At 63.5% G+C, this 26128-nt stretch carries 25 protein-coding genes and 1 tRNA gene; 16 read left to right on the top strand and 10 right to left on the bottom strand.

Annotated features, from left to right (window positions below):
* Positions 1–191: 191 nt before the first annotated feature.
* The 4 genes from FEM01_RS13800 to rpoE form a co-directional block, all read right to left on the bottom strand.
* The gene (locus FEM01_RS13800; protein ID WP_416781539.1) at positions 192–1592 is read right to left on the bottom strand and encodes a DegQ family serine endoprotease; all 1401 of its coding nucleotides are present in this window, start codon (positions 1590–1592) and stop codon (positions 192–194) included.
* Positions 1593–1792: 200 nt separating this feature from the next.
* Entirely contained in the window at positions 1793–2758 is a 966-nt protein-coding gene (locus FEM01_RS13795; protein ID WP_138220037.1) for a MucB/RseB C-terminal domain-containing protein, read from the bottom strand.
* Between the two features lie 12 nt (positions 2759–2770).
* Complete coding sequence (locus tag FEM01_RS13790) at positions 2771–3361, bottom strand: sigma-E factor negative regulatory protein (protein WP_138220036.1); 591 nt, start codon at positions 3359–3361, stop codon at positions 2771–2773.
* 31 nt (positions 3362–3392) lie between these two features.
* Positions 3393–3974 carry an RNA polymerase sigma factor RpoE gene (rpoE, locus tag FEM01_RS13785; protein WP_008094990.1) on the bottom strand — a complete coding sequence of 194 codons (582 nt, stop codon included), beginning with the start codon at positions 3972–3974 and terminating at the stop codon, positions 3393–3395.
* Between the two features lie 436 nt (positions 3975–4410).
* On the opposite strand from rpoE, the gene nadB reads away from it, so the two are divergent.
* Positions 4411–6015: an L-aspartate oxidase gene (gene nadB, locus FEM01_RS13780; protein WP_138220035.1), complete on the top strand. Its 1605-nt coding sequence runs from the start codon at positions 4411–4413 to the stop codon at positions 6013–6015.
* Between the two features lies 1 nt (position 6016).
* Here the strand turns inward: nadB and FEM01_RS13775 are convergent, their stop codons facing one another.
* Entirely contained in the window at positions 6017–6469 is a 453-nt protein-coding gene (locus FEM01_RS13775; protein ID WP_138220034.1) for a protein YgfX, read from the bottom strand.
* Positions 6453–6707 carry a succinate dehydrogenase assembly factor 2 gene (locus FEM01_RS13770; protein ID WP_138220033.1) on the bottom strand — a complete coding sequence of 85 codons (255 nt, stop codon included), beginning with the start codon at positions 6705–6707 and terminating at the stop codon, positions 6453–6455. Before FEM01_RS13770 ends, FEM01_RS13775 begins: the two co-directional genes overlap by 17 nt.
* Positions 6708–6841: 134 nt before the next feature.
* Between FEM01_RS13770 and FEM01_RS13765 the strand changes: the two genes are divergently transcribed.
* Entirely contained in the window at positions 6842–7783 is a 942-nt protein-coding gene (locus FEM01_RS13765; protein WP_138220032.1) for a YgfZ/GcvT domain-containing protein, read from the top strand.
* A 55-nt stretch (positions 7784–7838) separates the two neighbouring features.
* Entirely contained in the window at positions 7839–8645 is an 807-nt protein-coding gene (locus tag FEM01_RS13760) for an HDOD domain-containing protein (protein WP_138220031.1), read from the top strand.
* A gap of 48 nt (positions 8646–8693) precedes the next feature.
* Here FEM01_RS13760 and FEM01_RS13755 read toward each other — a convergent pair whose 3' ends face one another.
* Positions 8694–10073 (bottom strand): sensor histidine kinase, encoded by a 1380-nt coding sequence (locus tag FEM01_RS13755; RefSeq protein ID WP_138220030.1) that lies wholly within the window; start codon positions 10071–10073, stop codon positions 8694–8696.
* Entirely contained in the window at positions 10066–10737 is a 672-nt protein-coding gene (locus FEM01_RS13750; RefSeq protein ID WP_138220029.1) for a response regulator, read from the bottom strand. Before FEM01_RS13750 ends, FEM01_RS13755 begins: the two co-directional genes overlap by 8 nt.
* Positions 10738–10936: 199 nt before the next feature.
* On the opposite strand from FEM01_RS13750, the gene FEM01_RS13745 reads away from it, so the two are divergent.
* The 5 genes from FEM01_RS13745 to FEM01_RS13725 all read left to right on the top strand — a co-directional run bounded on the left by FEM01_RS13745 (position 10937) and on the right by FEM01_RS13725 (position 16314).
* A complete protein-coding gene (locus tag FEM01_RS13745; RefSeq protein WP_138220028.1) occupies positions 10937–12226 on the top strand; it encodes an OprD family porin in 1290 nt (429 codons plus the stop codon).
* A 31-nt stretch (positions 12227–12257) separates the two neighbouring features.
* Positions 12258–13238 (top strand): Bug family tripartite tricarboxylate transporter substrate binding protein, encoded by a 981-nt coding sequence (locus FEM01_RS13740; RefSeq protein WP_138220027.1) that lies wholly within the window; start codon positions 12258–12260, stop codon positions 13236–13238.
* A gap of 75 nt (positions 13239–13313) precedes the next feature.
* On the top strand, positions 13314–13772 hold the full coding sequence (locus FEM01_RS13735) for a tripartite tricarboxylate transporter TctB family protein (RefSeq protein ID WP_138220026.1): 459 nt from the start codon (positions 13314–13316) through the stop codon (positions 13770–13772).
* A 3-nt stretch (positions 13773–13775) separates the two neighbouring features.
* The gene (locus tag FEM01_RS13730; RefSeq protein WP_138220025.1) at positions 13776–15290 is read left to right on the top strand and encodes a tripartite tricarboxylate transporter permease; all 1515 of its coding nucleotides are present in this window, start codon (positions 13776–13778) and stop codon (positions 15288–15290) included.
* Positions 15283–16314: an AbrB family transcriptional regulator gene (locus FEM01_RS13725; protein WP_138220024.1), complete on the top strand. Its 1032-nt coding sequence runs from the start codon at positions 15283–15285 to the stop codon at positions 16312–16314. Before FEM01_RS13730 ends, FEM01_RS13725 begins: the two co-directional genes overlap by 8 nt.
* A 119-nt stretch (positions 16315–16433) precedes the next feature.
* On the opposite strand, the gene ung is transcribed toward FEM01_RS13725, so the two are convergent.
* Positions 16434–17126, bottom strand: a complete 693-nt coding sequence (gene ung / locus FEM01_RS13715) for a uracil-DNA glycosylase (protein WP_138220022.1) — start codon at positions 17124–17126, stop codon at positions 16434–16436.
* 128 nt (positions 17127–17254) lie between these two features.
* Here ung and FEM01_RS13710 point away from each other — a divergent pair, with 128 nt between their 5' ends.
* Positions 17255–18361 carry an enoyl-CoA hydratase/isomerase family protein gene (locus FEM01_RS13710; RefSeq protein ID WP_138220021.1) on the top strand — a complete coding sequence of 369 codons (1107 nt, stop codon included), beginning with the start codon at positions 17255–17257 and terminating at the stop codon, positions 18359–18361.
* Between the two features lie 47 nt (positions 18362–18408).
* Here the strand turns inward: FEM01_RS13710 and FEM01_RS13705 are convergent, their stop codons facing one another.
* Complete coding sequence (locus FEM01_RS13705; protein WP_138220020.1) at positions 18409–18897, bottom strand: hypothetical protein; 489 nt, start codon at positions 18895–18897, stop codon at positions 18409–18411.
* A gap of 212 nt (positions 18898–19109) precedes the next feature.
* Between FEM01_RS13705 and FEM01_RS13700 the strand changes: the two genes are divergently transcribed.
* The 7 genes from FEM01_RS13700 (at position 19110) to FEM01_RS13670 (ending at position 26072) form a co-directional block, all read left to right on the top strand.
* Positions 19110–20600, top strand: a complete 1491-nt coding sequence (locus tag FEM01_RS13700; protein WP_138220019.1) for a sensor domain-containing diguanylate cyclase — start codon at positions 19110–19112, stop codon at positions 20598–20600.
* On the top strand, positions 20593–20814 hold the full coding sequence (locus tag FEM01_RS13695) for a cysteine-rich CWC family protein (protein ID WP_138220018.1): 222 nt from the start codon (positions 20593–20595) through the stop codon (positions 20812–20814). Before FEM01_RS13700 ends, FEM01_RS13695 begins: the two co-directional genes overlap by 8 nt.
* A gap of 32 nt (positions 20815–20846) precedes the next feature.
* Positions 20847–21539 (top strand): pseudouridine synthase, encoded by a 693-nt coding sequence (locus FEM01_RS13690; RefSeq protein WP_138220017.1) that lies wholly within the window; start codon positions 20847–20849, stop codon positions 21537–21539.
* Between the two features lie 379 nt (positions 21540–21918).
* Positions 21919–22803, top strand: a complete 885-nt coding sequence (locus tag FEM01_RS13685) for an alpha/beta fold hydrolase (protein WP_138220016.1) — start codon at positions 21919–21921, stop codon at positions 22801–22803.
* Positions 22804–22920: 117 nt separating this feature from the next.
* A tRNA-Gly gene (locus FEM01_RS13680) sits at positions 22921–22994 on the top strand.
* Positions 22995–23205: 211 nt separating this feature from the next.
* A complete protein-coding gene (locus FEM01_RS13675; RefSeq protein ID WP_240791753.1) occupies positions 23206–24969 on the top strand; it encodes a SulP family inorganic anion transporter in 1764 nt (587 codons plus the stop codon).
* A gap of 92 nt (positions 24970–25061) precedes the next feature.
* On the top strand, positions 25062–26072 hold the full coding sequence (locus FEM01_RS13670) for a DUF4917 family protein (protein WP_138220015.1): 1011 nt from the start codon (positions 25062–25064) through the stop codon (positions 26070–26072).
* Positions 26073–26128 lie beyond the last annotated feature (56 nt).

Here is a 26128-nt window from a genome sequence, read left to right as displayed (position 1 = left end):
GAACCTTAACCGGTGTCCAAAATTGCTTGACCAGTTCAAGGCCGCTCCTACACGACTGTGCAAGCCGACACACTTCCCAGGCTTACGCGGACATTGTAGGAGCGGCCTAGTGCAGCGAAAGGGCCGCAAAGCGGCCCCAACTACTGCAAAGACTTAACTGACAGGCTTAATTTTCCTACCCCGATACCGGCTTATTCAGCCAGCTTGAAGGTAATGAAGCTCGCACGCCCCTGACGCAGCACACGCATGGACACCGAACGGTTCTTCGGCAACTCCTTGGCAATCTCGGTGAACTCCTTGGCCGAGCCGATCGCCTGGTTGTTCAGGTGACTGATCACATCGCCCGGACGCAGGCCGATGAGCGCTGCCGGACCATCCTGAACTTCCTTGATGACCACGCCACCCTTGAGCTCCAGGGATTTTTTCTGCTCGGCGGTCAAGTCGGACACCGCAACCCCCAGGCGATTGCTGCTGCGCTCGGTGCTGCCTTCGGCACTGGCGGCAATCTCGGCATCGTCGTCCGGCAGTGCGCCTACGGTCACATCGAGGTTCTGACGCTTACCGTTACGAATGATTTCCAGCTTGGCTTTCTCACCGTCTTTCAGGCTACCGACCAGGTGCGGCAGGTCAGCCGACATGACGATCGGCTGGCCGTTCATGCTCAGGATAACGTCACCCACCTGCAGCCCCCCCTTGGCGGCAGGACCGCTCTCCAGCACCTGGGCAACCAGCGCACCGGCCGGCTTATCCAAGCCGAAGGATTCAGCCAGGTCCTTGTTGACCTCCTGAATCACCACGCCCAGCCAGCCACGGCTGACCTTGCCGTCTTTCTTGAGCTGATTGGAGACATCGATGGCGACGTCGATCGGAATGGCGAACGACAGACCCATGAAGCCACCGGAGCGGGTGAAGATCTGCGAGTTGATCCCCACCACTTCGCCCTTCATGTTGAACAGCGGGCCGCCAGAGTTACCTGGGTTGATCGCCACGTCGGTCTGAATGAATGGCACATAGGTGTCGTTAGGCAGGGTGCGTCCCTTGGCGCTGACGATACCCTTGGTCACCGAATGGTCGAAGCCAAACGGCGAACCGATGGCCAGCACCCACTCACCCACCTTGAGCTTCTCGGAATCGCCCAATTTGACGGTCGGCAGGTTCTTGCCATCGACCTTGAGCAGGGCTACGTCGGTGCGTGGATCGGTGCCCACCAGCTTGGCTTGCAGCTCGCTGCGGTCGGACAGGCGGACGATGATCTCGTCGGCGTCGGCGACCACGTGGTTGTTGGTCAGCACGTAACCATCGCTGGAGATGATGAAACCTGAGCCCAGCGACTGCGCTTCACGCTGACGGTCGCCACGGGGCGTGCGCGGCTGCTGCGGCATGTTGCGCTCGAAGAACTCGCGGAACATCGGCGGCAAGCCTTCGAGGTCGGGCATCTGCCCAGCCGCGACGCGGCGATCCGGCAGTTTCTGCTTGGTGCTGATGTTGACTACCGCAGGCGAGGCCTGCTCGACCAGCGTGGTGAAGTCCGGCAGCGATTCTTCGGCCTGGGCGGTGAGCACCTGACCGAGCATCAGCACGGCGGCGAACATCGATAGGTAGGATTTCAAGCGTGGTATTGACATACGGCTCCCGTCACAACGAGCGTAGTTAGCAGTTAGACCCCTGCACACACAGCAAAGGCCAGACTCCGAGAAGCCTGACCTATAGAAAATTTGCCGCTGGATTGCAAATGACAATGCTTTAATTTCATGTCAGCTCTGTGTAACAGAAGCTGTCAGAAGGCGCGCCGTCATTGACGTGCCTGCGCATCTTGCGCGCGCATCGACAACGCCACGCGCTCGGCAGTACCCAATGGAATCTCACCCACCACGGTCACCATCATCTTGCCCTTGGGGGTAGTGAGATGGCGCGAAACCGCCACGGTCGGCCCCAATTGCGCGCGCGTGTCCGCACCCGCACCGTCGGCGACCGGCTCAAGGAACACCGAGAAGCGCGCCAAGCCATCGTCGTACATCAGGCTGCTGACCGTGCTCTTGCGCGCCGGATCACGACGCACACTGCTGTTGATCAGTTCGAAACCAGGGGGCAGCCAGTCCGATCGCCATCCCGCGACAGCTTGAGCGGTCGTAGCGGGCACCGCTTCGACAGGCTTGCAGGCAGCACTGCCGGTCAGGTCGGCATCGCTTAGCGCATCCTCGGTGTCCAGGCGCGTCATCTGGAAACGCTCAAGCAACTGCCCCTTGTCGTTGATCATCAACGAGCGCAGCGGCAGGCCGGTCTGGCGATCCAGGTGCATTTCGAACGCGTAGCGATGCTGGTCGCGCGGGGTGAGCGTGACGATCACCGCATCGCGCCCGGCGACGCGGGATTTACCCGCGACACTCAGGTCGTACCAACTCATCAGCTTCAGGGGATCGAGCACACGCGCAGCCGAATCGGGAGGAATACCCACGCCGCTGGCCAGTGCACCGCTCACGCATTGCACCTTACCATCGACGCGTACGATCTCCTGCGCCGAGCCGTCGAGCTGCAATAGCCGCTCGCTGACCTTGCCATTCTGGACGCGGTGCCAGATATCGTGGCTGGAGAAGCTGCCATTGCGCTCATAGACGAACGAACCCTGGTAGCTCTGCGTCTGTTCTGCCCGCGCCAGCTTGTTCAACCATTCGCTGGCCTCGGGCGAGGAATTGGCCGCCAGGGCCTGCACCGTCAGACTGCTGCCGAGCAGCAGCGACAGGAGAGGGAGCGCGCGCATGATCCTCCTTAATTAGCGATTTTCCAGGCTAGCGGCGCGTGCGTAAGGCAGAGCGGTCTCGGTGCCCTTGAGCGCAGACTCCTGGGCATGCTGGCGCAGGTAGCCTGGCAGACGCTGATCCCAGCCGGCTTGGTTCTGCAATACACCGTTAGCCATCGGGCCGGTCGGTTGTTCGCTGCTTTCACTGTAACCTGCCAGCACGGCCGGTCCTTGCGCCTGTGGCATGCTCAGACCTTGCTGGGCAGGCTGCTGCGCGGCCAGTTCGGCGCCGCTGATCTCATCTTGGTTGTAGAAACGTACGCCTGCCAGTACGGCAACCGTGACCGAGGCTGCAACGGCCAGACGGCCGAGGCTGCGCCATGGGCCCTGCTTGACCTTGGCCGGCACGGCCTCATCGGCCAACGCTGCGCTAACCGCCGAGGCGATATCCAGCTTAGGCAGCAGCAATTCCTTGTGCATCGCCGCACGCGCTACCTGGTAACGCGACCAGGTGGCACGGGTTTCGGCATCGTCGGCGGCATTCAGCACGCGACGCAGTTCCAGTTCGTCCGCTTCGTTATCCATTACCGCGGACAGCGATTCCTGCAAAGCTTCACGACTCATGGCGGTTCCTCTCTTGGCTGTCGCCGCTGTCTCAGGTGTCCTGCAACAGGGGTTGCAGGGCTTTGTCTATGGCCTCCCGAGCGCGGAAGATTCGAGAGCGCACGGTACCCACTGGACATTGCATGACGCTGGCAATGTCTTCGTAACTCAGACCATCGAACTCGCGCAGCGTCAGGGCCGTACGCAAATCTTCCGGCAGTTGCTGGATGGTGCGATGGACAGTGCCTTCGATTTCATCCCGCAACAACGAGCGCTCTGGGGACTCGAGATCCTTGAGACCATGATCGCCGTCGTAAAACTCCGCATCCTCGGAGCTAACATCACTGTCTGGCGGCCGTCTTCCACGGGACACCAGATAGTTCTTCGCCGTGTTGATGGCGATGCGGTACAACCACGTATAGAACGCGCTGTCACCACGGAAATTCCCCAGCGCCCGGTAGGCCTTGATGAAGGCCTCCTGCGCCACGTCTTGCGCTTCATGGGTGTCGTGTACGAAACGCACGATCAACCCGAGAATCTTGTGCTGGTACTTCAGCACCAACAGATCGAACGCTCGCCTGTCGCCACGCTGCACGCGCTCGACAAGCTGCTGATCCTCTTCCTGGGTTAGCATGAACACTCCTCAATGAGCTCGAAGGAGCGTTGCAGCAGCCATCGCTCAGGCTTGCAACCATAGACTCGGGCTTTACGCAAAAGTTCTCCCCTCCAAGCAAGTTTCCTGCGGCCCTTGGTCGGCTCACACGAAAGTCGCAGAACGGTCAGCGCCGACTGCGTCGATAATCTGGTTTCATTACACAGGTGCCAGCCCAAGATAGAGCTGCCGCCCTGCGTCGCCGCGGCAAACTGTGGCGTGCGGGCAGCCTTCTTAGGATTTCCAGGGCTGTAGGAAAGTTCCCAAAAAGATCGCCCGAGCCTCGCAGGTGCCATTGGAAATCAGGCACCCAGGGCTGCTATAAAGGCATCCCGGCAAGGCTTCACGATAGTTTCACAATGCCATCTGCGCGCGACTATTGTGCCGTGCCCCCTTCGAAGATTACTAGTGTCCCGACATGAGCCAACAATTCCAACATGATGTCCTGGTGATCGGCAGTGGTGCCGCCGGTCTCAGCCTGGCACTGAACCTCCCGGATCACCTGCGTATTGCCGTACTGAGCAAGGGTGACCTGGCCAATGGCTCGACCTTCTGGGCACAGGGCGGCGTAGCCGCGGTGCTGGACGACACCGATACGGTGCAGTCGCATGTCGAGGACACCCTCAACGCAGGCGGCGGCCTGTGCCATGAAGACGCGGTTCGCTTCACCGTCGAGAACAGCCGCCAGGCCATCGAATGGTTGATCGAACAAGGCGTGCCGTTCACCCGCGACGAACACGCCAGTGTCGACGACGGCGGTTTCGAATTTCACTTAACCCGTGAAGGCGGCCACAGCCATCGGCGCATCATCCATGCCGCCGACGCGACCGGGGCAGCCATTTTCACCACGTTGCTCGAGCAAGCTCGCCGGCGCCCGAACATCGAGCTGCTGGAGCAGCGCGTGGCAGTCGACCTGATCACCGAGCGCCGCCTCGGCCTGCCAGGCGAACGCTGCCTGGGGGCCTACGTGCTCAACCGCAACAGTGGCGAAGTGGACACCTTCGGCGCGCGCTTCACCGTACTGGCCACCGGCGGCGCAGCCAAGGTCTACCTGTATACCAGCAACCCAGACGGCGCCTGTGGCGACGGCATCGCCATGGCCTGGCGTGCAGGCTGCCGGGTAGCGAACCTTGAGTTCAATCAGTTCCACCCCACCTGCCTGTACCACCCGCAAGCCAAAAGCTTCCTGATCACCGAAGCCTTGCGTGGCGAAGGCGCCCTGCTGCGCCTGCCCAATGGCGAGCGCTTCATGCCGCGCTTCGACCCCCGTGAAGAACTGGCCCCACGCGACATCGTCGCCCGCGCCATCGACCACGAGATGAAGCGCCTGGGTGTGGATTGCGTGTACCTGGACATTACCCACAAGCCGGCCGACTTCATCAAGAGCCACTTCCCCACCGTCTACGAGCGCTGCCTGACCTTTGGCATCGATATCACCCGTCAACCCATCCCGGTAGTACCTGCGGCGCATTACACCTGTGGCGGCGTGATGGTGGACGATCGCGGCCACACCGACGTGCCGGGGCTCTACGCGATTGGCGAGACCAGTTTCACCGGCCTGCATGGCGCTAATCGCATGGCCAGCAACTCATTGCTCGAATGCTTCGTGTATGGCCGCGCCGCCGCGACGGACATCCAGGCGCACCTGGAAACGGTCGGCATGCCACGCGCCCTGCCCTGCTGGGACGCAAGCCAAGTCACCGATTCTGACGAGGATGTGATCATCGCCCACAACTGGGACGAGCTGCGGCGATTCATGTGGGACTACGTGGGCATCGTGCGCACCAGCAAGCGCTTGCAACGCGCCGAGCACCGGGTACGCATGCTGCTTGCCGAGATCGACGAGTTCTACAGCAACTACAAGGTCAGCCGCGACCTGATCGAACTGCGCAACCTGGCCCAGGTGGCCGAGCTGATGATCCGCTCGGCGATGCAGCGCAAGGAAAGCCGTGGACTGCATTACACCCTGGATTATCCAGGCATGCTGCCAAAGGCGGTGGATACGGTTCTCAGCCCGACCTGAATCAGGCGCCGCATGCCCAGCGGCGCCGACCGAACTTGAGCCTGACCCGTAAACGGCGGTGCTGCTCAAGGTCCAGTGCATCCTGCGCGATGCACTGGGATTCAGTCCACCAGCGCCCTTCACGGGCGAAACGCAGCACCACGCAGCGTGGCACCGCAACACTGTCGCGGCGCAAGCGCACCGACTGCCACCCCTGCGAACGGCTGAACACCCACCAGCCAAGCGCGTCGCGGCGTAGCCCCGTGATGGCGTGCGGGTGACTCAACAGGATACGACGGGGAATGGCCCAGCCCGCGTGGGCAATGCAGGCACCCAGTACAGCCAGGCATACCCACCCAGGCAGAGCACTCAGCCACAATGCCGCCAGCGCCAGAGCCTGGCATGCGAGGTAGAGCACCAACAGCCGGCGCGAGCCGTGCCAGTGGCACTCGAAACCATCACTTGGGCTGAACACGGTCCAGAATGATCCGCACCATACGCTGAAGCTCGGGGTCTTCGGACTCGGTGCGCTCCATGAACCAGCCAAACATGTCCTGATCCTCGCAGCTCAACAGGCGCACATACAGCTCGCGGTCGGTCTCGCTCAGGGTGGGGTAGACCTCCTGGGTGAAAGGCACCAGCAGCACGTCCAGTTCCAGCATGCCACGACGGCTGTGCCAGAAAAGCCGATTGAGTTCAGTTTGTTCGACCATGGGGCCCTCCTCGAATGGTCGCGCAGTATACCGCGACGCAGACGAAGCGACACCGGGCGTTGGTCTAGTCACCTACCTATTTTGTTACCGCCGTTCTATGATGACCGCCAGTCTTTAAGCCACCGCGATGACCCATGGCCGATTCCGCTTTCTTCTGTACGCTCGCCCACGAGGGCGTCCTCGCCGTCCGCGGCTCCGATGCCGGCAAATTCCTGCAAGGCCAGCTGACCTGCAACATCAACTACCTCAGCGACGCGTATGCCAGCTTGGGCGCACGCTGCATGGTCAAGGGGCGCATGCAGTCCAGCTTCCGCATCGTGCCTGAGGGCAACGGCTACCTCCTGGCAATGGCCAGCGAGCTGCTCGAAGCGCAACTGGCCGACCTCAAGAAGTACGCCGTGTTCTCCAAAGCCACCCTCACCGACGAGAGCGCCGCCTGGGTACGCTTCGGCCTGCAACACGGCGATAGCGCGTTGCAGGCACTGGGCCTGGCCCTGCCGGACAGCCCGGGGGCGACGGTTCGCCATGAACGCCTGTTCGCCATCCGCGCCAGCGCCCAGCGCGCCGAGCTGTGGGTGGCGGCCGAACAGGCCACGCAGGTGCGTGAACAGCTCGCCCCCACACTGCCCAAAGGCACGCTCAACGACTGGCTGCTCGGCCAGGTGCGCGCAGGCATTGGCCAGGTAATGGGCCCGACCCGCGAGCTGTTCATCCCGCAAATGATCAACCTGCAAGCAGTCGATGGCGTGAGCTTCAAGAAAGGCTGCTACACCGGGCAGGAAATCGTCGCGCGTATGCAGTACCTGGGCAAGCTCAAGCGTCGCCAGTACCGCCTGGCCCTAGAGCAGACCGAGCTGCCGGCACCGGGCGCCGAGATCTTCTCGCCTACTCACGGTTCATCGGTCGGCGAGGTGGTGATCGCCGCGTCCACCGGTCATGGCATCGAGCTGCTGGCGGTGCTCAGCGCCGAGGCGGTGGCCGACGACAACCTGCACCTGGGCGACCTTCAAGGCCCACGCCTGACACTGCTCGACCTGCCTTACGAACTGGACCGCGACCGGGAAATCCAGCGCTGACCAGCCCGCCCCGCCTGCCTGCGGGGCCGCACCACCTTTGCGGTAGAGAAGTCCCATGAACAAGCTGGCCGAGATGGTCCAAGCACAATTGCTGGCAGCCATCGACAACGACGACCTGGTCCTGCCGACCCTACCAGAGGTCGCCCTGAGCATCCGCGAGGCGGCCGAGGACAGCGAGATCAGTGTCTCGGCCCTTAGCAAAGTGATCGGCCGCGACGCCGCCTTGTCGGCGCGCCTGATCAAGGTGGTCAACAGCCCGCTGCTGCGCGCCGCCGTCGAGGTCACCGACCTGCATACCGCCATCACACGGCTGGGCATCAACTACAGCAGCAACCTGGCCATCGGTCTGGTGATCGAGCAGATCTTCCACGCCCGAGCGCCGGCAGTCGAAACGAAGTTACGCGATATATGGACCAATAGCCTTGAAGTTGCAGGCATCAGCTACGAAGTATGCCGACGCCACACCACACTCAAACCCGACCAGGCGGCCTTGGGCGGGCTGGTTCACCAGATCGGCGCCCTGCCGGTACTGATCTACGCCGAGGAGCACAACGAGCTGCTCTCGGACCCGGTCTGCCTGCATTATGTGATCGAGCAGATCCAGCCGGCGCTGGGTGACAAGATCCTCAGCGCCTGGGAGTTCCCCGAGCAACTGGTGAACCTGCCCAGCCAGGTCCAGGACCTCGATCGGCGCACCGACCAGATCGACTACATCGACGTGGTCCAGATCGCCCGCTGCATCAGCCAGCGCGGGCGCAGCCGTCCGCTCGCCGCCCTGCCCGCCTACCGACACCTTGGGCTGCCCTTCGGCACCGAGCTGGAGATGGACGAGTTGCTGGACGCGCGCAGCATGTTGCGCTGAAAGCGCTGTCCGACCTGGGCGCCGCGCACTACAACGCAGGCCCGCCGCTCAATCGGCGATGAAACTCACCCGTACCTTCAACCCGCCTCGCTCACCATCGTGCAGGCTGATCTGCGCCAGATGCGCCCGGCAGATCTCCCCGACAATCGCCAGGCCCAAGCCGCTGCCTTGGGCACTGCGCCGGTAGAAACGCTCGAACACCCGCTCGCGCTCGCCCTCAGGGATACCAGGGCCATCATCTTCGACCTCCAGCACCGCTGGCGCCAACACGCGCAGGATCACATCGCCTCCGGCAGGGGTGTGGGCCAAGGCGTTGTCCACCAGGTTGCTCAGCAGTTCGTTGAGCAGGGTCGGCTCGCCCTTGAGCCATACAGGTGCCTGCGCCTCCAGCGCCAAGGCCACGCCACGGGCATGGGCCAACGGCGCCATGGCCATCCCCAGCTCGCGCGCCAGTTGGCTCAGATCAAGACGCTGGGCGCCGCCTTCGGCGATGGCCCGAGCGCCGTTCTCGACCCGCGCCAGCGACAGCAACTGATTAGCCAGGTGGGTGAGCCGATCGGTCCCTTGTACCGCGGACTCCAAGGTCTGACGCCACTCCTCGGGCGCCTTGGAACGTAACCCAAGCTCCACCCGCGCCTTGAGCGCCGCCAACGGCGTACGCAGCTCGTGGGCGGCATCGGCGATGAACTGCGCTTGACGCTCGAACTGGCCTCGCAGGCGCTCGGTAAAGTGATTGAGCGCACGCACCAACGGCCCCAGCTCGCGTTGCACCTGCACCACCGGCAAGGCCCGCAGGTCGTCAGGCTGGCGCTCCTCAACGGCACTGCGCAGGCGCTCCAACGGCCGCAGGGCGGCGCTCACGGCGAACCACACCAGCCCCAGCGCACCCAGCGCCAGCATGCCCAGACGCAGCAGGGTATCGGCCATCAGGCTGCGGGCCATGCGCACCCGCGCCTCTTCGGTTTCGGCGACGCGGATCTCGGCCATGCCGTTCATGTTCGGCTCGCTGACCGCCTTGAGCAAGCTCACCACCCGCACGTCCTGACCCAGATAGGTGGCATTGTAGAAACGCGCCAAGGCCGGATAGTCGTCAGTGCGCGGTGTGCCCGGCGGTGGCGGTGGCAGGCGCTCGTAACCGGAGATCAGTTTCTGGTTGATGTCCAGCACCTGGTAGTAGATACGCCCGGCGCTGTCGTAGGCGAAGGTATCCAGGGCCACGTACGGCACGTCGGCACTGAGGGTGCCGTCACGTTGCGAAAGGCCGGCGGCGATGGTCCGCGCCGAGGCCAGCAGGGTGCGGTCGTAGGCGGTATCGGCCGCTTCGCGGCCGTTCCAGTAGGCGCTCAAGCCGCTGGCCAGCATCAGCACCACCAGCAACAGCGCCAGGTTGCCCAGCAAACGACCGCGCAGGCTTCCGTTGTCACGCATCGCGGTGCTCGAGCAGGTAACCCAGGCCGCGGAACGTGACGATGGCCACCGGCTGGCCATCGAGCTTCTTGCGCAGGCGATGGATGTAAATCTCGATGGCGTCAGGGCTGGCCTCTTCGTCCAGGCCAAATACCTGGGCGGCCAGTTGCTCCTTGCTCATCACCCGCCCCGGTCGGGCGATCAAAGCTTCGAGCACACTCTGCTCGCGCTGGGTCAAGGTCAGGGGGTCGTTTTCCAGGCTAAAGCGCCGGGTATCCAGGTCGTAGACCAACGGGCCGCAGCGCTGCTGGCGCTCGCCACCGAGCACGCTGCGCCGCAGCAGGGCCTTGACCCGCGCTTCGAACTCGGCCAATTCGAACGGTTTGGCCAGGTAGTCGTCGGCGCCAAGGTTGAGCCCGTGGACCCGATCCTTGACATCGCTGCGCGCGGTCAGCATCAGCACCGGCAAGGTCTTGCCACGCCCACGCAGACGCGCCAGCACCTCGAAGCCGTCCATGCGTGGCAGGCCGACATCCAGTACAGCCACGGCGTAATCCTCACTGGCCAGGGCCAGGTCGGCGGCCACGCCATCGTGCAGGACGTCCACGGTCAGGCCTTGGCTCTTGAGGGCCTGGGCCACGCTTTCGGCCAGTTGCAGGTGGTCTTCGACCAGCAGCACACGCATCGGATTCTCCCTGCTCGGGTGGGTCGGTGGCGCGGAGTTTACCGCTGTCCAGGGGCCTGTGAAGCCCCTTGTAACAAACCTTTCACGCTGAAAGGTTAGCGAAAGGTTCGTTACCTAGCATCGCACCACGGTCGCCCTACGCGCCGAAAAAAGCACCAGCAAGGTGCAACGAATAAGAACAATAAACGGAGTCATCCCGATGCTGTCATCGCAGCCTAAGGCGTTCGCGCCTAGCCGTTCCCTGTCCGCACGTCCATCGGCGATTGCCAGCGCCCTTGCGCTTGCAGGCGTCGCCCCGCTGAGCCAGGCCGCCTTCTTCGAAGACAGCACGGCCACCTTCGAAACCCGCAACATGTACTTCAATCGCGACTTCCGCGATGGCACCAGCGCGCAACAATCCAAACGCGACGAATGGGCCCAGGGGTTCATGCTCAACTTCGAGTCCGGCTACACCGAAGGCCCTGTAGGCTTTGGCCTGGACGCACTGGGCATGCTGGGGGTCAAGCTCGACTCCAGCCCTGACCGTACCAACTCCGGCCTGCTGCCGACCCACGACGATGGCCGCGCCGCCGACGAATACTCCAAGCTTGGCCTGACCGGCAAGGTGAAGATTTCCAAGACCGAACTGAAGATCGGCACCCTGATCCCGGAACTGCCGACCCTGCAGCCCAACGACGGGCGCATCCTGCCGCAGACCTTCGAGGGCGGCCTGCTCACCTCCCAGGAGATCAAGGGCCTGACCTTCACCGGTGGGCGCCTGGACCACGCCAAGGACCGCAACGACACCAACTGGGAAGCACTGGCCCTCAACAACAAGAACGGTCGCTTTGGCGGCACCTTCAGCTCCGACCACCTGAACTTGGCGGGCCTGGACTACAAGTTCACCGACCGTATCACCGGCAGCTACCACTTCGCCCAGCTCGACGACATCTACCGCCAGCACTTTATCGGCATGGTCGCCACCCAGCCTTGGGGACCGGGCACCTTCGGCGCCGACCTGCGCCTGGCGATCAGTGACGAGGCAGGCTCGGCCAAGGCCGGGCGCATCGACAACACGACCTTCAGCAGCATGTTCAGCTATGGCCTGGGCGGGCATAAGCTCAGCGCCGGCTGGCAGCAGCTGTCCGGCGACAGCGCCTTCCCCTACGTCGACGGTGCCGACCCCTACTTGGTCAACTTCGTCCAGATCAACGACTTCGCAGATGCCGACGAGCGCTCCTGGCAGGCGCGCTACGACTACAACTTCGCAGCCCTGGGCATCCCCGGCCTGACCTTCATGACCCGCTATATCAATGGCGACAACGTCAGCCGCGCCGCCGCTGGCGAAGGCAAGGAATGGGAACGCAACACCGAGCTGAAGTACGTGGTACAAACCGGCCCGTTGAAGAACGTCGCCGTGCGCCTGCGCAACGCCACCTTCCGCTCCAACTTCGCCCGCGATGCCGACGAAGTGCGGCTGCTGGTGAGCTACAGCGTGGCCCTGTGGTAACCCATAACAACAATGCTCACGGAGATAGACGATGACCTTTTCACTGCGCCGCCTCGCCCTCGTCACTGGCTGCCTGCTGCTGGCCGGCAACGCCCTGGCCGCCGAGCCCAAACGTCCTGAATGCATCGCCCCGGCCTCGCCCGGTGGTGGTTTCGACCTGACCTGCAAGCTGGTGCAAAGCGCCCTGGTGCAGGAGAAGATCCTCAGCAAACCGATGCGCGTCACCTACATGCCCGGTGGCGTGGGTGCGGTGGCCTACAACGCGGTCGTCGCCCAGCGTCCGGCAGATGCCGGCACCTTGATCGCCTGGTCCAGCGGCTCGCTGCTCAACCTGGCGCAAGGCAAATTCGGCCGTTTCGACGAGAACGCCGTGAAATGGCTGGCCGCCGTGGGCACCAGCTACGGCGCCATCGCGGTGAAGAGCGACTCGCCCTACAAGACCCTCGACGATCTGGTCGCGGCCTTGAAGAAAGACCCAAGCAAGGTGGTGATCGGCTCAGGCGGCACCGTCGGTAGCCAGGACTGGATGCAGACCGCCCTGATCGCCAAGGCCGCTGGTATCAATCCACGCGACCTGCGCTACGTGGCCCTGGAAGGCGGCGGCGAGATCGCCACCGCACTGCTCGGCGGACACATCCAGGTCGGCTCCACGGATATTTCCGACTCCATGCCGCATATCCAGAGCGGCAACATGCGCATCCTCGCGGTGTTCTCCGAAAAGCGCCTGGACGAGCCAGAAATGAAAGACATCCCGACCGCCAAGGAACAAGGCTACGACATCGTCTGGCCGGTGGTACGTGGTTTCTACCTAGGGCCAAAAGTCAGCGACGAGGACTACGCCTGGTGGAAGCAGTCGTTCGACAAGATGCTCGCATCGGAAGACTTCGCCAAGCTGCGTGACCAGCGCGAGCTGTTCCCGTTCGCCATGACCGGCGAGGAGCTGGATGGCTACGTGAAGAAGCAGGTGGCGGACTACAAGACCCTGGCCAAGGAATTCGGGTTGATTCAGTAATCGAGCCCCCTGTGGGAGCGGGCTTGCCCGCTCCCACAGGGAAGTGTGAAAGCCGCTTCAATCGAGGATTCCCCGATGATCCTGCAACGCCTCTTCGCCCTGGTCCTGCTCGCCGTGTGCGCAGCCCTGGCCGTAATGGCCTGGCCCTACCAGGCCGCGTTTTCCTATGAGCCGGTGGGCCCGCGCGCTTACCCGTTGCTGATGCTCGGGCTGATGAGCCTGGGCCTGTTGTACCTGGCCATCCGCCCCACCCCCATCGTACGCAAGGATGACGAACCGGAGCTGGACCGCGAAACCCTGATCAAGATCGCCATCTGCGTGGGCCTGCTGATCGTCTTCGCCGGCACCTTCGAGCCGCTGGGCTTCATCCTCAGCGCGATCCTGGTCGGCCTGCCGATGGCACGCCTGTATGGCGGCCGCTGGCTGCCCAGCGCCGTCGTGGTAGTGGGCATGAGCCTCTTCCTCTACTGGCTGTTCGACCGGGTCATGGACGTCCCCCTGCCCCTTGGCCTGCTGAGCGTACTGGAGAACTGATACATGGATACCTTGAGCTACCTCGGCCAGGGCTTCGGCGTCGCCCTGAGCCCGTATAACCTGGTCACCGCCCTGAGTGGCACCCTGATCGGCACCGTGGTCGGCCTGTTGCCAGGCCTGGGCCCGATCAACGGCGTGGCCCTGCTGATCCCTATCGCCTTCGCCTTGGGGCTACCGCCGGAGTCGGCGCTGATCCTGCTGGCGGCGGTGTACCTGGGCTGCGAATACGGCGGGCGCATCAGCTCGATCCTTTTGAACATCCCCGGTGAAGCCTCCACTGTGATGACCACCCTGGACGGCTACCCGATGGCGCGCCAAGGGCTGGCAGGTGTGGCCCTGTCGCTGTCGGCCTGGAGTTCGTTCATCGGTGCCTTCATCGCCACCTGCGGCATGGTGCTGTTCGCCCCGCTGCTGGCCAAGTGGGCAATCGCCTTCGGACCAGCGGAATACTTCGTGTTGATGGTCTTCGCCATCGTTGCCCTGGGTGGCATGGCCGGCGACAAGCCTTTGAAGACCTTCATCGCCGCGTTGATCGGGCTGTTCCTGTCGGCAGTCGGCATCGATGCCAACAGCGGTGTGTACCGCTTCACCGGTGACAGCGTGCACCTGGCCGACGGCATTCAATTCGTGGTGCTGGTACTGGGCCTGTTCTCCATCAGCGAAATCCTGTTGCTGCTGGAAAAGACCCACCACGGACACGCAGCAGTCAAGGCCACCGGCCGCATGCTGTTCAACTTCAAGGAAGCCGCCTCGGTCTTCGTGGTCAACATCCGCTGCGGTCTGCTCGGTTTCGTCATGGGCGTACTGCCTGGAGCAGGCGCCACCCTGGCCAGCGCCGTGGCCTACATGACCGAGAAACGCATCGCGGGTGACAGCGGCAAGTTCGGCAAGGGCGATGCCCGCGGCCTGGCCGCCCCGGAAACCGCCATCGGCGCCTCGTGCTGCGGCGCCCTGGTGCCGATGCTGACCCTCGGCGTTCCAGGCTCGGGCACCACGGCGGTGATGATCGGCGCCCTGACCCTGTACAACATCACCCCAGGCCCGCTGCTGTTCGAACAGCAACCGGACATCGTCTGGGGCCTGATCGCCTCGCTGTTCATCGCCAATATCATGCTGGTGATCCTGAACATCCCGATGATCCGCATCTTCACCCGCATCCTGGCCGTGCCGAACTGGGCGCTGGTGCCGGTGATCGCAATCATCACTGCGATTGGTGTGTACGCCGTGCACGCCACCACCTTCGACCTGTTCCTGATGGTCGGCATCGGCATCATGGGCTATATCCTGCGCAAGCTGGACTTCCCACTGTCGCCGATCCTGCTGGGCTTCATCCTCGGCGGGTTGATGGAGCAGAACCTGCGCCGCGCGCTGTCGATTTCCAACGGTGAGCTGGGCATTCTCTGGTCGAGCCCGATCAGCCTGTCGGTGTGGGTGCTGACCGCCTGCATGCTCTCCCTGCCGCTGCTGCGTATCTGGCGCAAACGCACCTTGCAGCGCCGAGCCATGGCCGGTGCCTGATCGCAGCGTGCCTGTGTTTTGGGCAACCGGGCTGGTTGGCCTGGCAGGCGGCTTTGCCGCCAGCCAGGTCGGCTGGCCTTTGCCGTGGATGGTCGGCTCGTTGCTGGCGATCATCCTGGTGCGCTGCCTGACGCCCTGGCAACTCAGCGAAATCCCCAACGGGCGCAAATGCGGACAGTGGATCATCGGGATCGGGATCGGCCTGCACTTCACCCCGCAGGTGATCGAACAAGTCGCCAACCACTTCGCCTTGATCGTGTTCGGCGCGCTGTTCACCACACTCTCCAGCGTCATCAGTATCTGGCTGTTGCGGCGTACCGGCGAGGACCGCGCCACGGCGTTCTTCGCCAGCATGCCGGGCGGTTCGGGCGAGATGGTCAACCTGGGGGCACGCAATGGCGCAGTCCTCAGCCAGGTGGCCGCCGCGCAGAGCCTGCGGGTGCTGACGGTGGTGCTCTGCGTGCCGGCACTGTTCAAGCTACTGCTCGGTGATGGCGTGGCGCTGGACCATGCTGGGAGTGTCAATTGGGCCTGGCTGGCGCTGATCGCGCCGCTGGGCGTGGCAGTGGCGTTGCTCTGGCAGCGCCTGCGCCAGCCCAACCCATGGTTGTTCGGCCCGCTGCTGGTGGCCGCCAGCGTGAGCCTGGCGGGTAACCTGCAAATCGGCTTGCCCAACGGCGCCAGCCAGGTTGGCCAGTGGCTGATCGGCAGCGGCTTGGCGTGTCACTTCAACCGGGCCTTCTTCCGCCGCGCTCCTGCGTTCCTCGGCCGCACCCTGCTGGCCACCGCCTTGTGCATGCTGATCGCGGCAGCGGCGGCCTGGGGCTTGAGCCTGCTCACCCAACTGGACCTGCGCTCGCTGACCCTGGGCATGATGCCTGGCGGCATCGCCGAGATGAGCCTGACGGCCGAGACCTTGCAGTTGTCAGTGCCGCTGGTGACCGCGCTGCAGGTGATGCGCTTGTTGCTCGTGCTGTTTTTGGCCGAGCCGTTGTTCAGGCGCTGGAACGCCAGCCAGGAATAATGTGCTGGCCTCTTCGCGGGTAAACCCGCTACCACAGGTACGGCGCAGGCTCTGAGGGCGGCGCATTTGCTGTGGGAGCGGGTTTACCCGCGAAGAAGCCAGCACCACGCGTCAGCCGATCACAGTGGCGGCACCGCCCAGTCGATTGGCGTCATCCCGCGCTGCTCGAGAAAACCATTGGCCCGGCTGAAATGCCCGCACCCAAAGAACCCACGGTACGCCGACAATGGCGAGGGGTGCACCGACTTGAGCACCAGATGCTTGCTGGCATCGATCAGCTTCTGCTTGCTCTGGGCATGTGCGCCCCACAGCAGGAACACCACGCTCGGGCATTGTTCGCTGACCACCTGGATGATCCGGTCGGTGAAGAACTCCCAGCCTTTCTTGGCGTGGGAAGCAGCGTTGGCGCGCTCCACGGTCATAGTGGTGTTAAGCAACAACACGCCCTGCTCGGCCCAGCTCTGCAAATACCCATGGGACGGAATCGGCAGGTTCAGGTCGCGCTGCAGCTCCTTGTAGATGTTGACCAGCGAAGGCGGCGTGGCAACGCCCGGTTGCACCGAGAAGCACAGGCCGTGGGCCTGGCCTGGGCCGTGGTACGGGTCCTGGCCGAGAATCACCACCTTGACCTGGTCCAACGGCGTGGAGTTCAAGGCATTGAAGATCATCGGCCCCGGCGGATAGATCTGCTTGCCAGCAGCATACTCGGCACGCAGGAACTCGCGCAGTTGGTGCATGTACGGCTGGTCGAACTCGGCGCGCAGGGCGGCCTTCCAGCTGGGTTCGAGCTTGATGCGATCGTCGTCGGTCATGGGCCTGTCCAGAAGCAAAGTGGCGCGACACTAGGAAAGCTGCGCCGGGTTGTCAATCGAAGCGACCGGCGACCTGCAGCTTCGCCTCGACGAGCCATACTGATGGGATGACTTGCGCGAGGTAGCTCATGTCCATTCAATGCGAAGTACTCACTGGCGCCGACGGCGCCCGAATCGGCATCGCCAGCCTGGATGCTGCCAAGACCCTCAATGCCCTGACACTGCCAATGATCGAGATGCTCCACACGCAGTTGCAGGCCTGGGCCCGCGACCCAAGGGTGGTTTGCGTGCTCTTGCGCGGCAACGGCCCCAAGGCGTTCTGTGCCGGGGGCGATGTACGCGCGTTGGCCCAGGCCTGCCGTGAAGCTCCCGGCAGCGTGCCTGAACTGGCCGCCACCTTCTTCGCCAGCGAGTACCGCCTCGATCACTGCTTGCACACTTACCCCAAGCCCCTGCTGTGCTGGGGGCACGGCCATGTGCTAGGCGGCGGCATGGGCTTGTTGCAAGGGGCTGCGGTGCGCATCGTCACCCCCAGCAGCCAGTTGGCGATGCCAGAGATCAGCATCGGCCTGTACCCCGATGTGGGCGCCAGCTGGTTCCTCTCGCGCCTGCCCGGCAAACTCGGCCTGTTCCTCGCCTTGACCGGCGCCCCCCTCAACGCCCGCGACGCCCTGGACCTCGGCCTGGCCGACCGTTTCCTCAGCGAGGGGCAACAAGACGTTCTGATCGAGGAACTGCTGCAACTGAACTGGCAGGAGCAAACGGCGCTTCAGCTCAACAGCCTGCTCAAGGCCGAACAACACCGCGCCTGGGCCGAGCTGCCCGAAGGTCAGTGGCTGGCACGCCGGACACAGATTGACGCAATGCTCGATGTGGCTGATCCGGTTGCCGCCTGGCGCGCCTTGAGCAGCCTGTCAGGGCACGCCGACCCTTTGCTGGCCGAGGCCGGCCAGCGCTTGCAGAAAGGCTGCCCGCTGACCGCGCACCTGGTTTGGGAACAACTGCGCCGAGCCCGGCATCTGTCACTGGCGCAGGCGTTGCAAATGGAGTACGGCCTGAGCCTGAACTGTTGTCGCCATCCCGAATTCAGCGAAGGCGTACGCGCCAGGCTGCTGGACAAGGACCACGCACCCCATTGGCATTGGCCGGATGTGGCGCAGGTTCCCAACAGTGTGGTGCAGGCGCACTTCTCGAAGGTGTGGGAGGGACGTCATCCGCTGGCCGAGCTGGATTGAACGCATCGCCGTGCGCAGCGGACGATCCGACACGCACGGCGATGGCTTCAACGCTGCCAGTTGCGGTCCCCGCCGCGTCCGTTGCCGCTGTCGTTACCGCCGCCAGCGTTCGGCCTGCGGTCGCGGTTACCCTGGCCTTGCGAATGCCAACGATCACCGCCATTACCGCGGTTGTCGTTGCGGTAGTCTTGCCGGTCACGGTCGCGCCCATAGTCATAGCGCTGCCGGTTGCCGTAGTCATGGCGCGGGTTGCCTTGCCACTGCGTTGGCCTGCCAGGAGGCGGGCCAGGGCGGTAGTGAGGCGCAGGCTCAGGCCGGTAATAACGCGGAGCCGGTTGGTAGTAACGCGGCGCAGGCTGGTAGTAGTAGCGCGGCTGTGGCGTCACGTAATAGCGATCCTGGCGGTAATAACCGGGGTAGACGTAACGATCGCTGCTGTAATAGTCGCTACGGTAATAGCCGTCGCTCTCGTAGTACGGCGCGCAGGCGGATGTCAGCAGTCCCAACAGGACAATGATGAGGATTCGTGGGTACATGGCGGCCTCCTGGACCGCAGGGGTGCCCGGTTCAGCGGCGCTGACGGGCGTCGGCGATAGGCGGATCACCGACACCTGATAAGACCGCGAGACCGGTAAACAGTGCCATTTCGGCAACAAATTGAAACAGCTCGTATAACCCTGAAAAACATGCAGTCATTTATCGGCCATCTCACTAGAATGTGAACTCTGGCACATATCACGGGACGATCATGCCTTCGCCTTCCGCCCTGTTTTCGCAACGCTCGCTGATCTTCACGCTCCTGCTGTTGCTGGCCTGCGGCTTTTTGGCTACGTCGCTGCTGAGCTACTACGCCTCGCGCGGGGCGATCCGTGATGGCATCGTCAACACCGAGTTGCCGCTGACCTCCGATACGGTCTACTCCGAGATCCAGAAAGACCTGATCCGTCCCGTGCAGATGTCGGCGATGATGGCCCAGGACACCTTCCTGCGCGACTGGGTGCTGGCCGGCGAACAGGACAGCGAACGCATGACCCGCTACCTGAGCGAGGTGATGGATACCCAGAACACCTGCACCAGCTTCTTCGTCTCCGACCGCAGCCTCACCTACTACCAGGCCAAGGGCGTGCTCAAGCGAGTCAAGCCCGAAGCCTGGCGCGATGCCTGGTATTTTCGCCTACGCGAGTCGACCGAACCCTACGCGATCAACGTCGACCTGGACATGGCTAACCAGGACACGCTCACCGTGTTCATCAACTACCGCGTGCTCGACTATCAGCAGCGCTTCCTCGGTGCGGTCGGCGTGGGCCTGAGCGTGGAGTCGGTGGTGAAACTGATCGACGATTACCAACGCCGCTACCAACGCTCGGTCATTTTCACCGATGCCAAGGGCAAGATCATGCTCACCGGCTCCGACGGCGGCCCCCATGGCTTGCGCGCAGGTCAGCAACTGGCTGACAGCGACCAGTGGGAGGAACTGCTCACGCGCATGCCCACCCCTTCTGCGGGCAGTCACGAGTACCGCGACAGCAATGGCCACAGCCATTTCCTGAATATACGCCTGCTGCCCGAGCTGGATTGGTACCTGCTGGTGGACAAGCGCGAGACCGACGCACTGGACCGCATCCGCCAGTCGCTGTATCTGAACCTGGCCATCTGCACGATGATCACGTTGGTGGTGTTGTCGCTGCTCAACGCCATGATCAAGCGCCACCAAGCCAACGCCGACGCCCTGGCCACCCTCGACAGCCTCACCGGGCTGCCCAACCGACGCAGCTTCGACCTGCTGGCCGGCCAAGCGCTGATCGAGGCCCAGCGCGACAACGCGCCCTTGGTCGCCTTGCTGATCGACCTTGACCACTTCAAGGTGCTCAACGATACACACGGCCACCTGGCAGGCGACGAAGTGCTGCGCCAATTCGCCCACGTGCTGCAAAGCAGCCTGCGTCAGTCCGATATACTGTGCCGCTGGGGCGGCGAGGAGTTCATCGTGCTGCTGCGCGAAGCCGAGGGCCGCCAGGCCATCGAGGTGGCCGAAAAGATCCGGCGGCGCACCGAGCAACTGACCTTCAGCTACGCCGACCAGCCGCTGCGCCTGACCACCAGCATCGGCCTGTCGGGCTTGCAGCGCGGCGACTCGCTGCACACCCTGCTCAGCCGCGCCGACCACGCGCTTTATCGTGCCAAACAAGGCGGACGCAACCGTGTCTGCAGCGAGATGCTCGGAACCGACCATGACTGACGCCAGCCACTGTCCCGCTTGCGGCGCCGCCAACCGCTGCGGCCTCGCCGCCCCACGCAGCGCCGCGCGTGGCTGCTGGTGCTTCGAGGTGAGCATCGACCCGGCAATCCTCCAGGCCCTGCCCGCCGAATTGCGCAACAAGGCCTGCCTGTGCCCGCGCTGCGCGGCGGTAGACGACCAGCTCAAGGCAGCGCCAGCACCTGGGATCGGTTAGACTGCGCGCCGATCCCCGGCCACCGTCAGCCCATGCGCCTCGACCGATTTCTCGCCAACCTGCCCACCTACAACCGCCAGCACGTGCGCCTGCTGCTGGCCCAGCGGCGTGTGCGGGTGGATGGCCAGGCAACCGCCGACCCGCTGCATGAGGTGCGTGAGTTCAGCCGGGTAGAAGTGGATGACCAGTTGCTGCAAGCAGGCCGAGCGGCCCGTTACCTGATGCTGCACAAACCCACCGGCTGCGTCAGCGCCACCCGCGACCCGCAGCACCGCACCGTGCTCGACTTACTGCCGCGCGAACTGCACGAGGACCTGCACATTGCCGGGCGCCTGGACTACAACACCACCGGCCTGATGCTGCTGACCAACGATGGCCAATGGTCACGGCGTCTGACTCAACCGCGCACGCGGCTGGAGAAAATCTATCGGGTGCGCACCGAAGCCCCGATCGGCGAGCATTACATCGACAAGTTCCACGAAGGTTTCTACTTTGCCTTCGAAGACCTCACCACCCTACCCGCCCGGCTGGAGATCATTGGCCCGCACGAGGCGCGCCTGGCCATCGTCGAGGGGCGCTACCATCAGGTCAAACGCATGTTCGGCTATTTCCAGAACAAGGTGGTGGCGCTGCATCGCGAACGCATGGGCCCGATCGCGCTCGACCCGGCCCTGGCGCCTGGTCAGTTCAGGGCGCTGACGGCACAGGAAATCGCCCTGATCTGAGGGGCTGGCGCGGCTGTCTGCGCGCAAACGATTGGGTAGCCGGGCACGCGGCGCACTACATATACCGCCCGGCGGTTTGCCTTGAAAAATCCCTTGAATGGCACTTGCGCGAGCCGCGCCCCACTGCTTGACTCATCACTTGTCGGTCTGCATGTGACCCAACAGTCACAGGTGCAGTCCAAGACACCTTTTTGCCGGCCACCCGGGGTCTCGATGCCTTGGGGCACGGCAAATCGCCCGCCACAACAATACCGTCGACGCTGCGTCAAGGATCGACACAAGGGCCCACCGGTTGTACTTCCAGGCGAATGCCTACCTGTCATAAAGCACGTGCACCCTAGGTGACGCGAATACCCTTTTGGCGCCAGGAGTCGATGACATGAGGCCAGAAATCGCTGTACTTGATATCCAAGGGCAGTACCGGGTTTACACGGAGTTCCATCGCGCCGAAGGCGCCGAAAAAACGATCATCCTGATCAACGGCTCATTGGCCACCACGGCTTCCTTCGCCCAGACGGTGCGCAACCTGCACCCGCAATTCAACGTGGTGCTTTACGATCAGCCGTACGCTGGCAAGTCCAAGCCCCACAACCACCAGGAACGCCTGATCACCAAGGAGACCGAGGCGCACATCCTGCTGGAGCTGATCGAGCACTTCGCTGCCGACCACGTGATGTCGTTCTCCTGGGGCGGCGCCTGCGGGCTGCTGGCCTTGGCGCACCAGCCGCGGCGCGTGAAGAAGGCCATCGTCAGTTCGTTCTCGCCCGTGATCAACGAACCGATGCGCGACTACCTGGAGCGGGGTTGCCAGTACCTGGCTGCCTGCGACCGCTACCAGGTGGGCAACCTGGTCAACGACACCATCGGCAAGTACCTGCCGTCGCTGTTCAAACGCTTCAACTACCGCCACGTCAGCAGCCTGGACAGCCACGAATACGCGCAGATGCACTTCCACATCAACCAGGTGCTCGAACACGACCTGGAGCGGGCCCTGAAGGCTGCACGCAACATTGACATCCCGGTGCTGTTCATCAACGGTGACCGTGACGAGTACACCACGGTCGAGGACGCCCGGCAGTTCAGTCGCCATGTAGGTCAGAGCCACTTCAGCGTGATCCGCGATGCTGGGCACTTCCTCGACATCGAGCACAAGGGCGCTTGCGAAGACACCCGTAGCGCGATGCTCGGCTTCCTCAAGCCGACCACCCGCCAGCCCCGTCAACGCTTCGCACCCGTACAGGGGCAACATGCACTGGCCATCTGAGCACATCGGCGCCCTGTAGCGCTTCATCTACCCGCAGGCTACAGGTCGCCGACAGGCTTTTTTATAACGTGGGCTTCTATTTCGCGGAGGTTTCTGGTAAAAAAGTCGGGCGCCGACGCGGGTATAGTTTAGTGGCAAAACGAAAGCTTCCCAAGCTTTAGTTGAGGGTTCGATTCCCTCTACCCGCTCCAAAAAATCGCATTACCCCGCATGGCGTTCCAGTAACGTCATCGCTGTCAAAAGGAGCCTCGGCTCCTTTTTTCGTTTCTGCGCCTTCGTTGACCTGGCCCATGGCCGCTGACCTGCCAATCCGCTTGAATGCCCGACTTTCGCGCACTTGCCTGCCACACCGGTTGCGGCGATAAATGCCTGTATTCATCGAAACATCATCAAGGACTGCGCATGTTTCTCTCCCGCTGGCTACCGGGCCTGGCCAACCTGTTGCACTACCGCCGCGAATGGTTTCACGCCGACCTGCAGGCCGGACTTTCGGTGGCCGCGATCCAGATCCCGATTGCCATCGCCTATGCCCAGATCGTCGGCCTGCCACCGCAGTACGGGTTGTACGCCTGCGTGCTGCCGATGATCGTCTACGCCCTGATCGGCAGCTCGCGCCAGCTGATGGTCGGCCCCGACGCAGCCACCTGCGCCATGATCGCCGGCGCCGTGGCCCCGCTGGCCATGGGCGATACCCACCGCATCGCCGAATTGTCGGTGATCGTCACGGTACTGGTGGGGGTGATGCTGATCGCCGCAGGCCTGGCCCGCGCAGGTTTCATCGCCAGCTTCTTCTCGCGGCCGATCCTGATCGGTTACCTCAACGGTATCGGCTTGAGCCTGATCGCCGGGCAACTGTCCAAAGTGGTGGGTTTCACCATCGAGGGCGATGGGTTCATCCTCAGCCTGATCAACTTCCTCCAGCGCCTGGGCGAAATTCACTGGCTCACGCTGGTCATCGGCCTCACCGCACTGGGCCTGCTGATCTGGCTGCCGCGCCGCCGCCCACAGTGGCCGGCGGCGTTGGTGACGGTGGTGGCGTTCACTGCGCTAACCGGCTTGTTCGGCCTGGACCGCTTCGGTGTGGCGATCCTCGGCCCGGTGCCAGCAGGCATCCCGGAGCTGGCCTGGCCACAGAGCAGCCTGGCCGAAGCCAAGAGCCTGCTGCGCGACGCCTTGGGGATCGCCACCATCAGTTTCTGTAGCGCCATGCTCACGGCGCGCAGCTTCGCCGCGCGCCACGGCTATGCGATCAACGCCAACCACGAATTCGTCGCGCTGGGCGTCAGCAACCTGGCCGCCGGTCTTTCCCAAGGTTTTGCCATCAGCGGGGCCGACTCGCGCACCGCCGTCAACGACATGGTCGGAGGCAAGAGCCAACTGGTGGGCATCATCGCGGCGCTGGTAATCGCGTTGATCCTGCTGCTGTTCACCGCGCCCATGGCCTGGATCCCACAGGCGGCGCTTGGCGCCGTGCTACTGATGGCCGGCTGGGGGCTGATCGATGTTAAATCGCTCAAGGGCATTCGCCAGCTCAGCCGCTTCGAGTTCTGGCTGTGCCTGCTGACCACCGTCGGCGTGCTCGGCCTGGGCGTACTGCCGGGCATCGTGTTCGCCGTGACCCTGGCGATCCTGCGTCTGCTGTACAGCATCTATCAACCCACCGATGCCGTACTGGGCTGGGTGCCGGGCATCGAAGGCCAGGTGGACGTGCGCCAACACAAGGACGCGCGCACCGTACCCGGGCTGCTGGTGTACCGCTTCGACGACGCGATCCTGTTCTTCAACGCCGACTACTTCAAGATGCGCCTGCTCGAAGCCGTGCAGCGCGAACACACGATCCAGGTGGTGCTGTTCGACGCCGAGGCCGTGAGCAGTATCGACGTCACCGGCATCAGTGCCCTGCGCGAAGTACGCGACACCCTCCGCGCCCGAGGTATTCACTTCGCCATCGCCCGCGCCCGCGGCACGTTCCTGCGCATGTTGGTACGCTCGGGGATGGCCCGTGAGATGGAAGACAAACTGCTGTTCGGCTCGGTACGGGCGGGGATTCGGGCCTACCGGGTGTGGCGCAATCGCGAGCGCAGGACGGCTTCGAACAGCGCCCCTAGCGTACCTGCGACGATCACCAGCGAGCCGCCCAAGACACTGGATGAGCCCGCGCCATGACTTGAAGCGTCGCAACCCGCGCCTGGCGAGCGGTAAACACCGCACGACATGCTAAAGTCGCGGCGTTTTCCGCCACGCCAACGGACCTGCCGATGCCTGCCCTCGACGCCCATTTGCCCACCTGGGCCGATCTCAACCAGCGCCACCCAAGCCACGCATTGTTGCTCGGCAATGGCGCCAGCCGCGCCCTGTGGAAACGCTTCGGCTATTTCTCGCTGTACGAGCAAGCCCAAAGTGCCGGGCGCAAGAAAGGCCTGGCAGTCAGCGACCAGGCGCTGTTCAAGTCATTCGCAACAGAGCTGTTCGAACCACTGCTGAGCACCCTCAACCAGGCGGTGCGGGCCAACGCTGCATTGGCCATCAGCTCAACTGCGCCGCTCAACCGCTACTACTCGATCAAGGAAGCGCTGATCCACGCCGTTCGCAGCGTACACCTGCCTTGGGCGCTGCTGCCGCAGACCACCCTGGCGACGATCAACCAGGCCTTGCGCAGCTACCGCAGCGTCTACACCAGCAACTACGACCTGATACTGCCCTGGGCGGTACACGCCGCACCACATGGATTCGCCGAACTGTTCGATGAGCAGGGCTTCTTCGATGTACGCCGCACAGCCAGTTCAGGCACGCGGGTGCTGCACCTGCATGGCGGCCTGCACCTGCTCAAACTACCGGACGGCACGACCCGCCAGCGCAGCGCCGAAGGCTCCGAACTGTTCGACGGCTTCGCGGTGAACATACCCGGCGAAGTGCCGCTGTTCATCAACGAAGGGCGCAGCGACGAAAAGCTGGCAGCCATTCGCCACAGCGATTACCTGTCCTGGTGCCTGGGCGAACTGGCCAGCGAGCGCGAAGGGCTGTGCCTGTTCGGCCAGCACCTGGACAGCAGCGACCAGCACCTGGTCGAAGCGATTCGCCAGGCGCAACCCAAGCACCTCGCCATTGCCATCCGGCCATTGAACGATGCGTCGGTGATCAACCAGAAGCAGCATTTCGTCAATCGCTTCGGCGACCTCAACGCAACCGCACTGTACTTCTTCGATGCCAGCAGCCACCCGCTGGGGGATGCCAGGCTGATGATCGAAGATACCCAGCACAGTTATTGAGCGATAGCGTTGGTGTTCATTTGGGCTGCTTTGCAGCGCATCGCGTAGGCCTCTCG

The organism is Pseudomonas mosselii (assembly GCF_005796105.1).
GTDB classification, from domain to species: domain Bacteria; phylum Pseudomonadota; class Gammaproteobacteria; order Pseudomonadales; family Pseudomonadaceae; genus Aquipseudomonas; species Aquipseudomonas mosselii_C.
This window is presented reverse-complemented; position numbering and strand designations above follow the sequence as displayed.

Bases quoted from the DNA above. Each gene is read 5' to 3' on its own strand.
- FEM01_RS13800 (WP_416781539.1), bottom strand. From the start codon at position 1,592: ATGTTCGCCGCCGTGCTGATGCTCGGTCAGGTGCTCACCGCCCAGGCC.
- FEM01_RS13795 (WP_138220037.1), bottom strand. From the start codon at position 2,758: ATGCGCGCGCTCCCTCTCCTGTCGCTGCTGCTCGGCAGCAGTCTGACG.
- FEM01_RS13790 (WP_138220036.1), bottom strand. From the start codon at position 3,361: ATGAGTCGTGAAGCTTTGCAGGAATCGCTGTCCGCGGTAATGGATAAC.
- rpoE (WP_008094990.1), bottom strand. From the start codon at position 3,974: ATGCTAACCCAGGAAGAGGATCAGCAGCTTGTCGAGCGCGTGCAGCGT.
- nadB (WP_138220035.1), top strand. From the start codon at position 4,411: ATGAGCCAACAATTCCAACATGATGTCCTGGTGATCGGCAGTGGTGCC.
- FEM01_RS13770 (WP_138220033.1), bottom strand. From the start codon at position 6,707: ATGGTCGAACAAACTGAACTCAATCGGCTTTTCTGGCACAGCCGTCGT.
- FEM01_RS13765 (WP_138220032.1), top strand. From the start codon at position 6,842: ATGGCCGATTCCGCTTTCTTCTGTACGCTCGCCCACGAGGGCGTCCTC.
- FEM01_RS13760 (WP_138220031.1), top strand. From the start codon at position 7,839: ATGAACAAGCTGGCCGAGATGGTCCAAGCACAATTGCTGGCAGCCATC.
- FEM01_RS13755 (WP_138220030.1), bottom strand. From the start codon at position 10,073: ATGCGTGACAACGGAAGCCTGCGCGGTCGTTTGCTGGGCAACCTGGCG.
- FEM01_RS13750 (WP_138220029.1), bottom strand. From the start codon at position 10,737: ATGCGTGTGCTGCTGGTCGAAGACCACCTGCAACTGGCCGAAAGCGTG.
- FEM01_RS13745 (WP_138220028.1), top strand. From the start codon at position 10,937: ATGCTGTCATCGCAGCCTAAGGCGTTCGCGCCTAGCCGTTCCCTGTCC.
- FEM01_RS13740 (WP_138220027.1), top strand. From the start codon at position 12,258: ATGACCTTTTCACTGCGCCGCCTCGCCCTCGTCACTGGCTGCCTGCTG.
- FEM01_RS13735 (WP_138220026.1), top strand. From the start codon at position 13,314: ATGATCCTGCAACGCCTCTTCGCCCTGGTCCTGCTCGCCGTGTGCGCA.
- FEM01_RS13730 (WP_138220025.1), top strand. From the start codon at position 13,776: ATGGATACCTTGAGCTACCTCGGCCAGGGCTTCGGCGTCGCCCTGAGC.
- ung (WP_138220022.1), bottom strand. From the start codon at position 17,126: ATGACCGACGACGATCGCATCAAGCTCGAACCCAGCTGGAAGGCCGCC.
- FEM01_RS13710 (WP_138220021.1), top strand. From the start codon at position 17,255: ATGTCCATTCAATGCGAAGTACTCACTGGCGCCGACGGCGCCCGAATC.
- FEM01_RS13705 (WP_138220020.1), bottom strand. From the start codon at position 18,897: ATGTACCCACGAATCCTCATCATTGTCCTGTTGGGACTGCTGACATCC.
- FEM01_RS13700 (WP_138220019.1), top strand. From the start codon at position 19,110: ATGCCTTCGCCTTCCGCCCTGTTTTCGCAACGCTCGCTGATCTTCACG.
- FEM01_RS13695 (WP_138220018.1), top strand. From the start codon at position 20,593: ATGACTGACGCCAGCCACTGTCCCGCTTGCGGCGCCGCCAACCGCTGC.
- FEM01_RS13690 (WP_138220017.1), top strand. From the start codon at position 20,847: ATGCGCCTCGACCGATTTCTCGCCAACCTGCCCACCTACAACCGCCAG.
- FEM01_RS13685 (WP_138220016.1), top strand. From the start codon at position 21,919: ATGAGGCCAGAAATCGCTGTACTTGATATCCAAGGGCAGTACCGGGTT.
- FEM01_RS13675 (WP_240791753.1), top strand. From the start codon at position 23,206: ATGTTTCTCTCCCGCTGGCTACCGGGCCTGGCCAACCTGTTGCACTAC.
- FEM01_RS13670 (WP_138220015.1), top strand. From the start codon at position 25,062: ATGCCTGCCCTCGACGCCCATTTGCCCACCTGGGCCGATCTCAACCAG.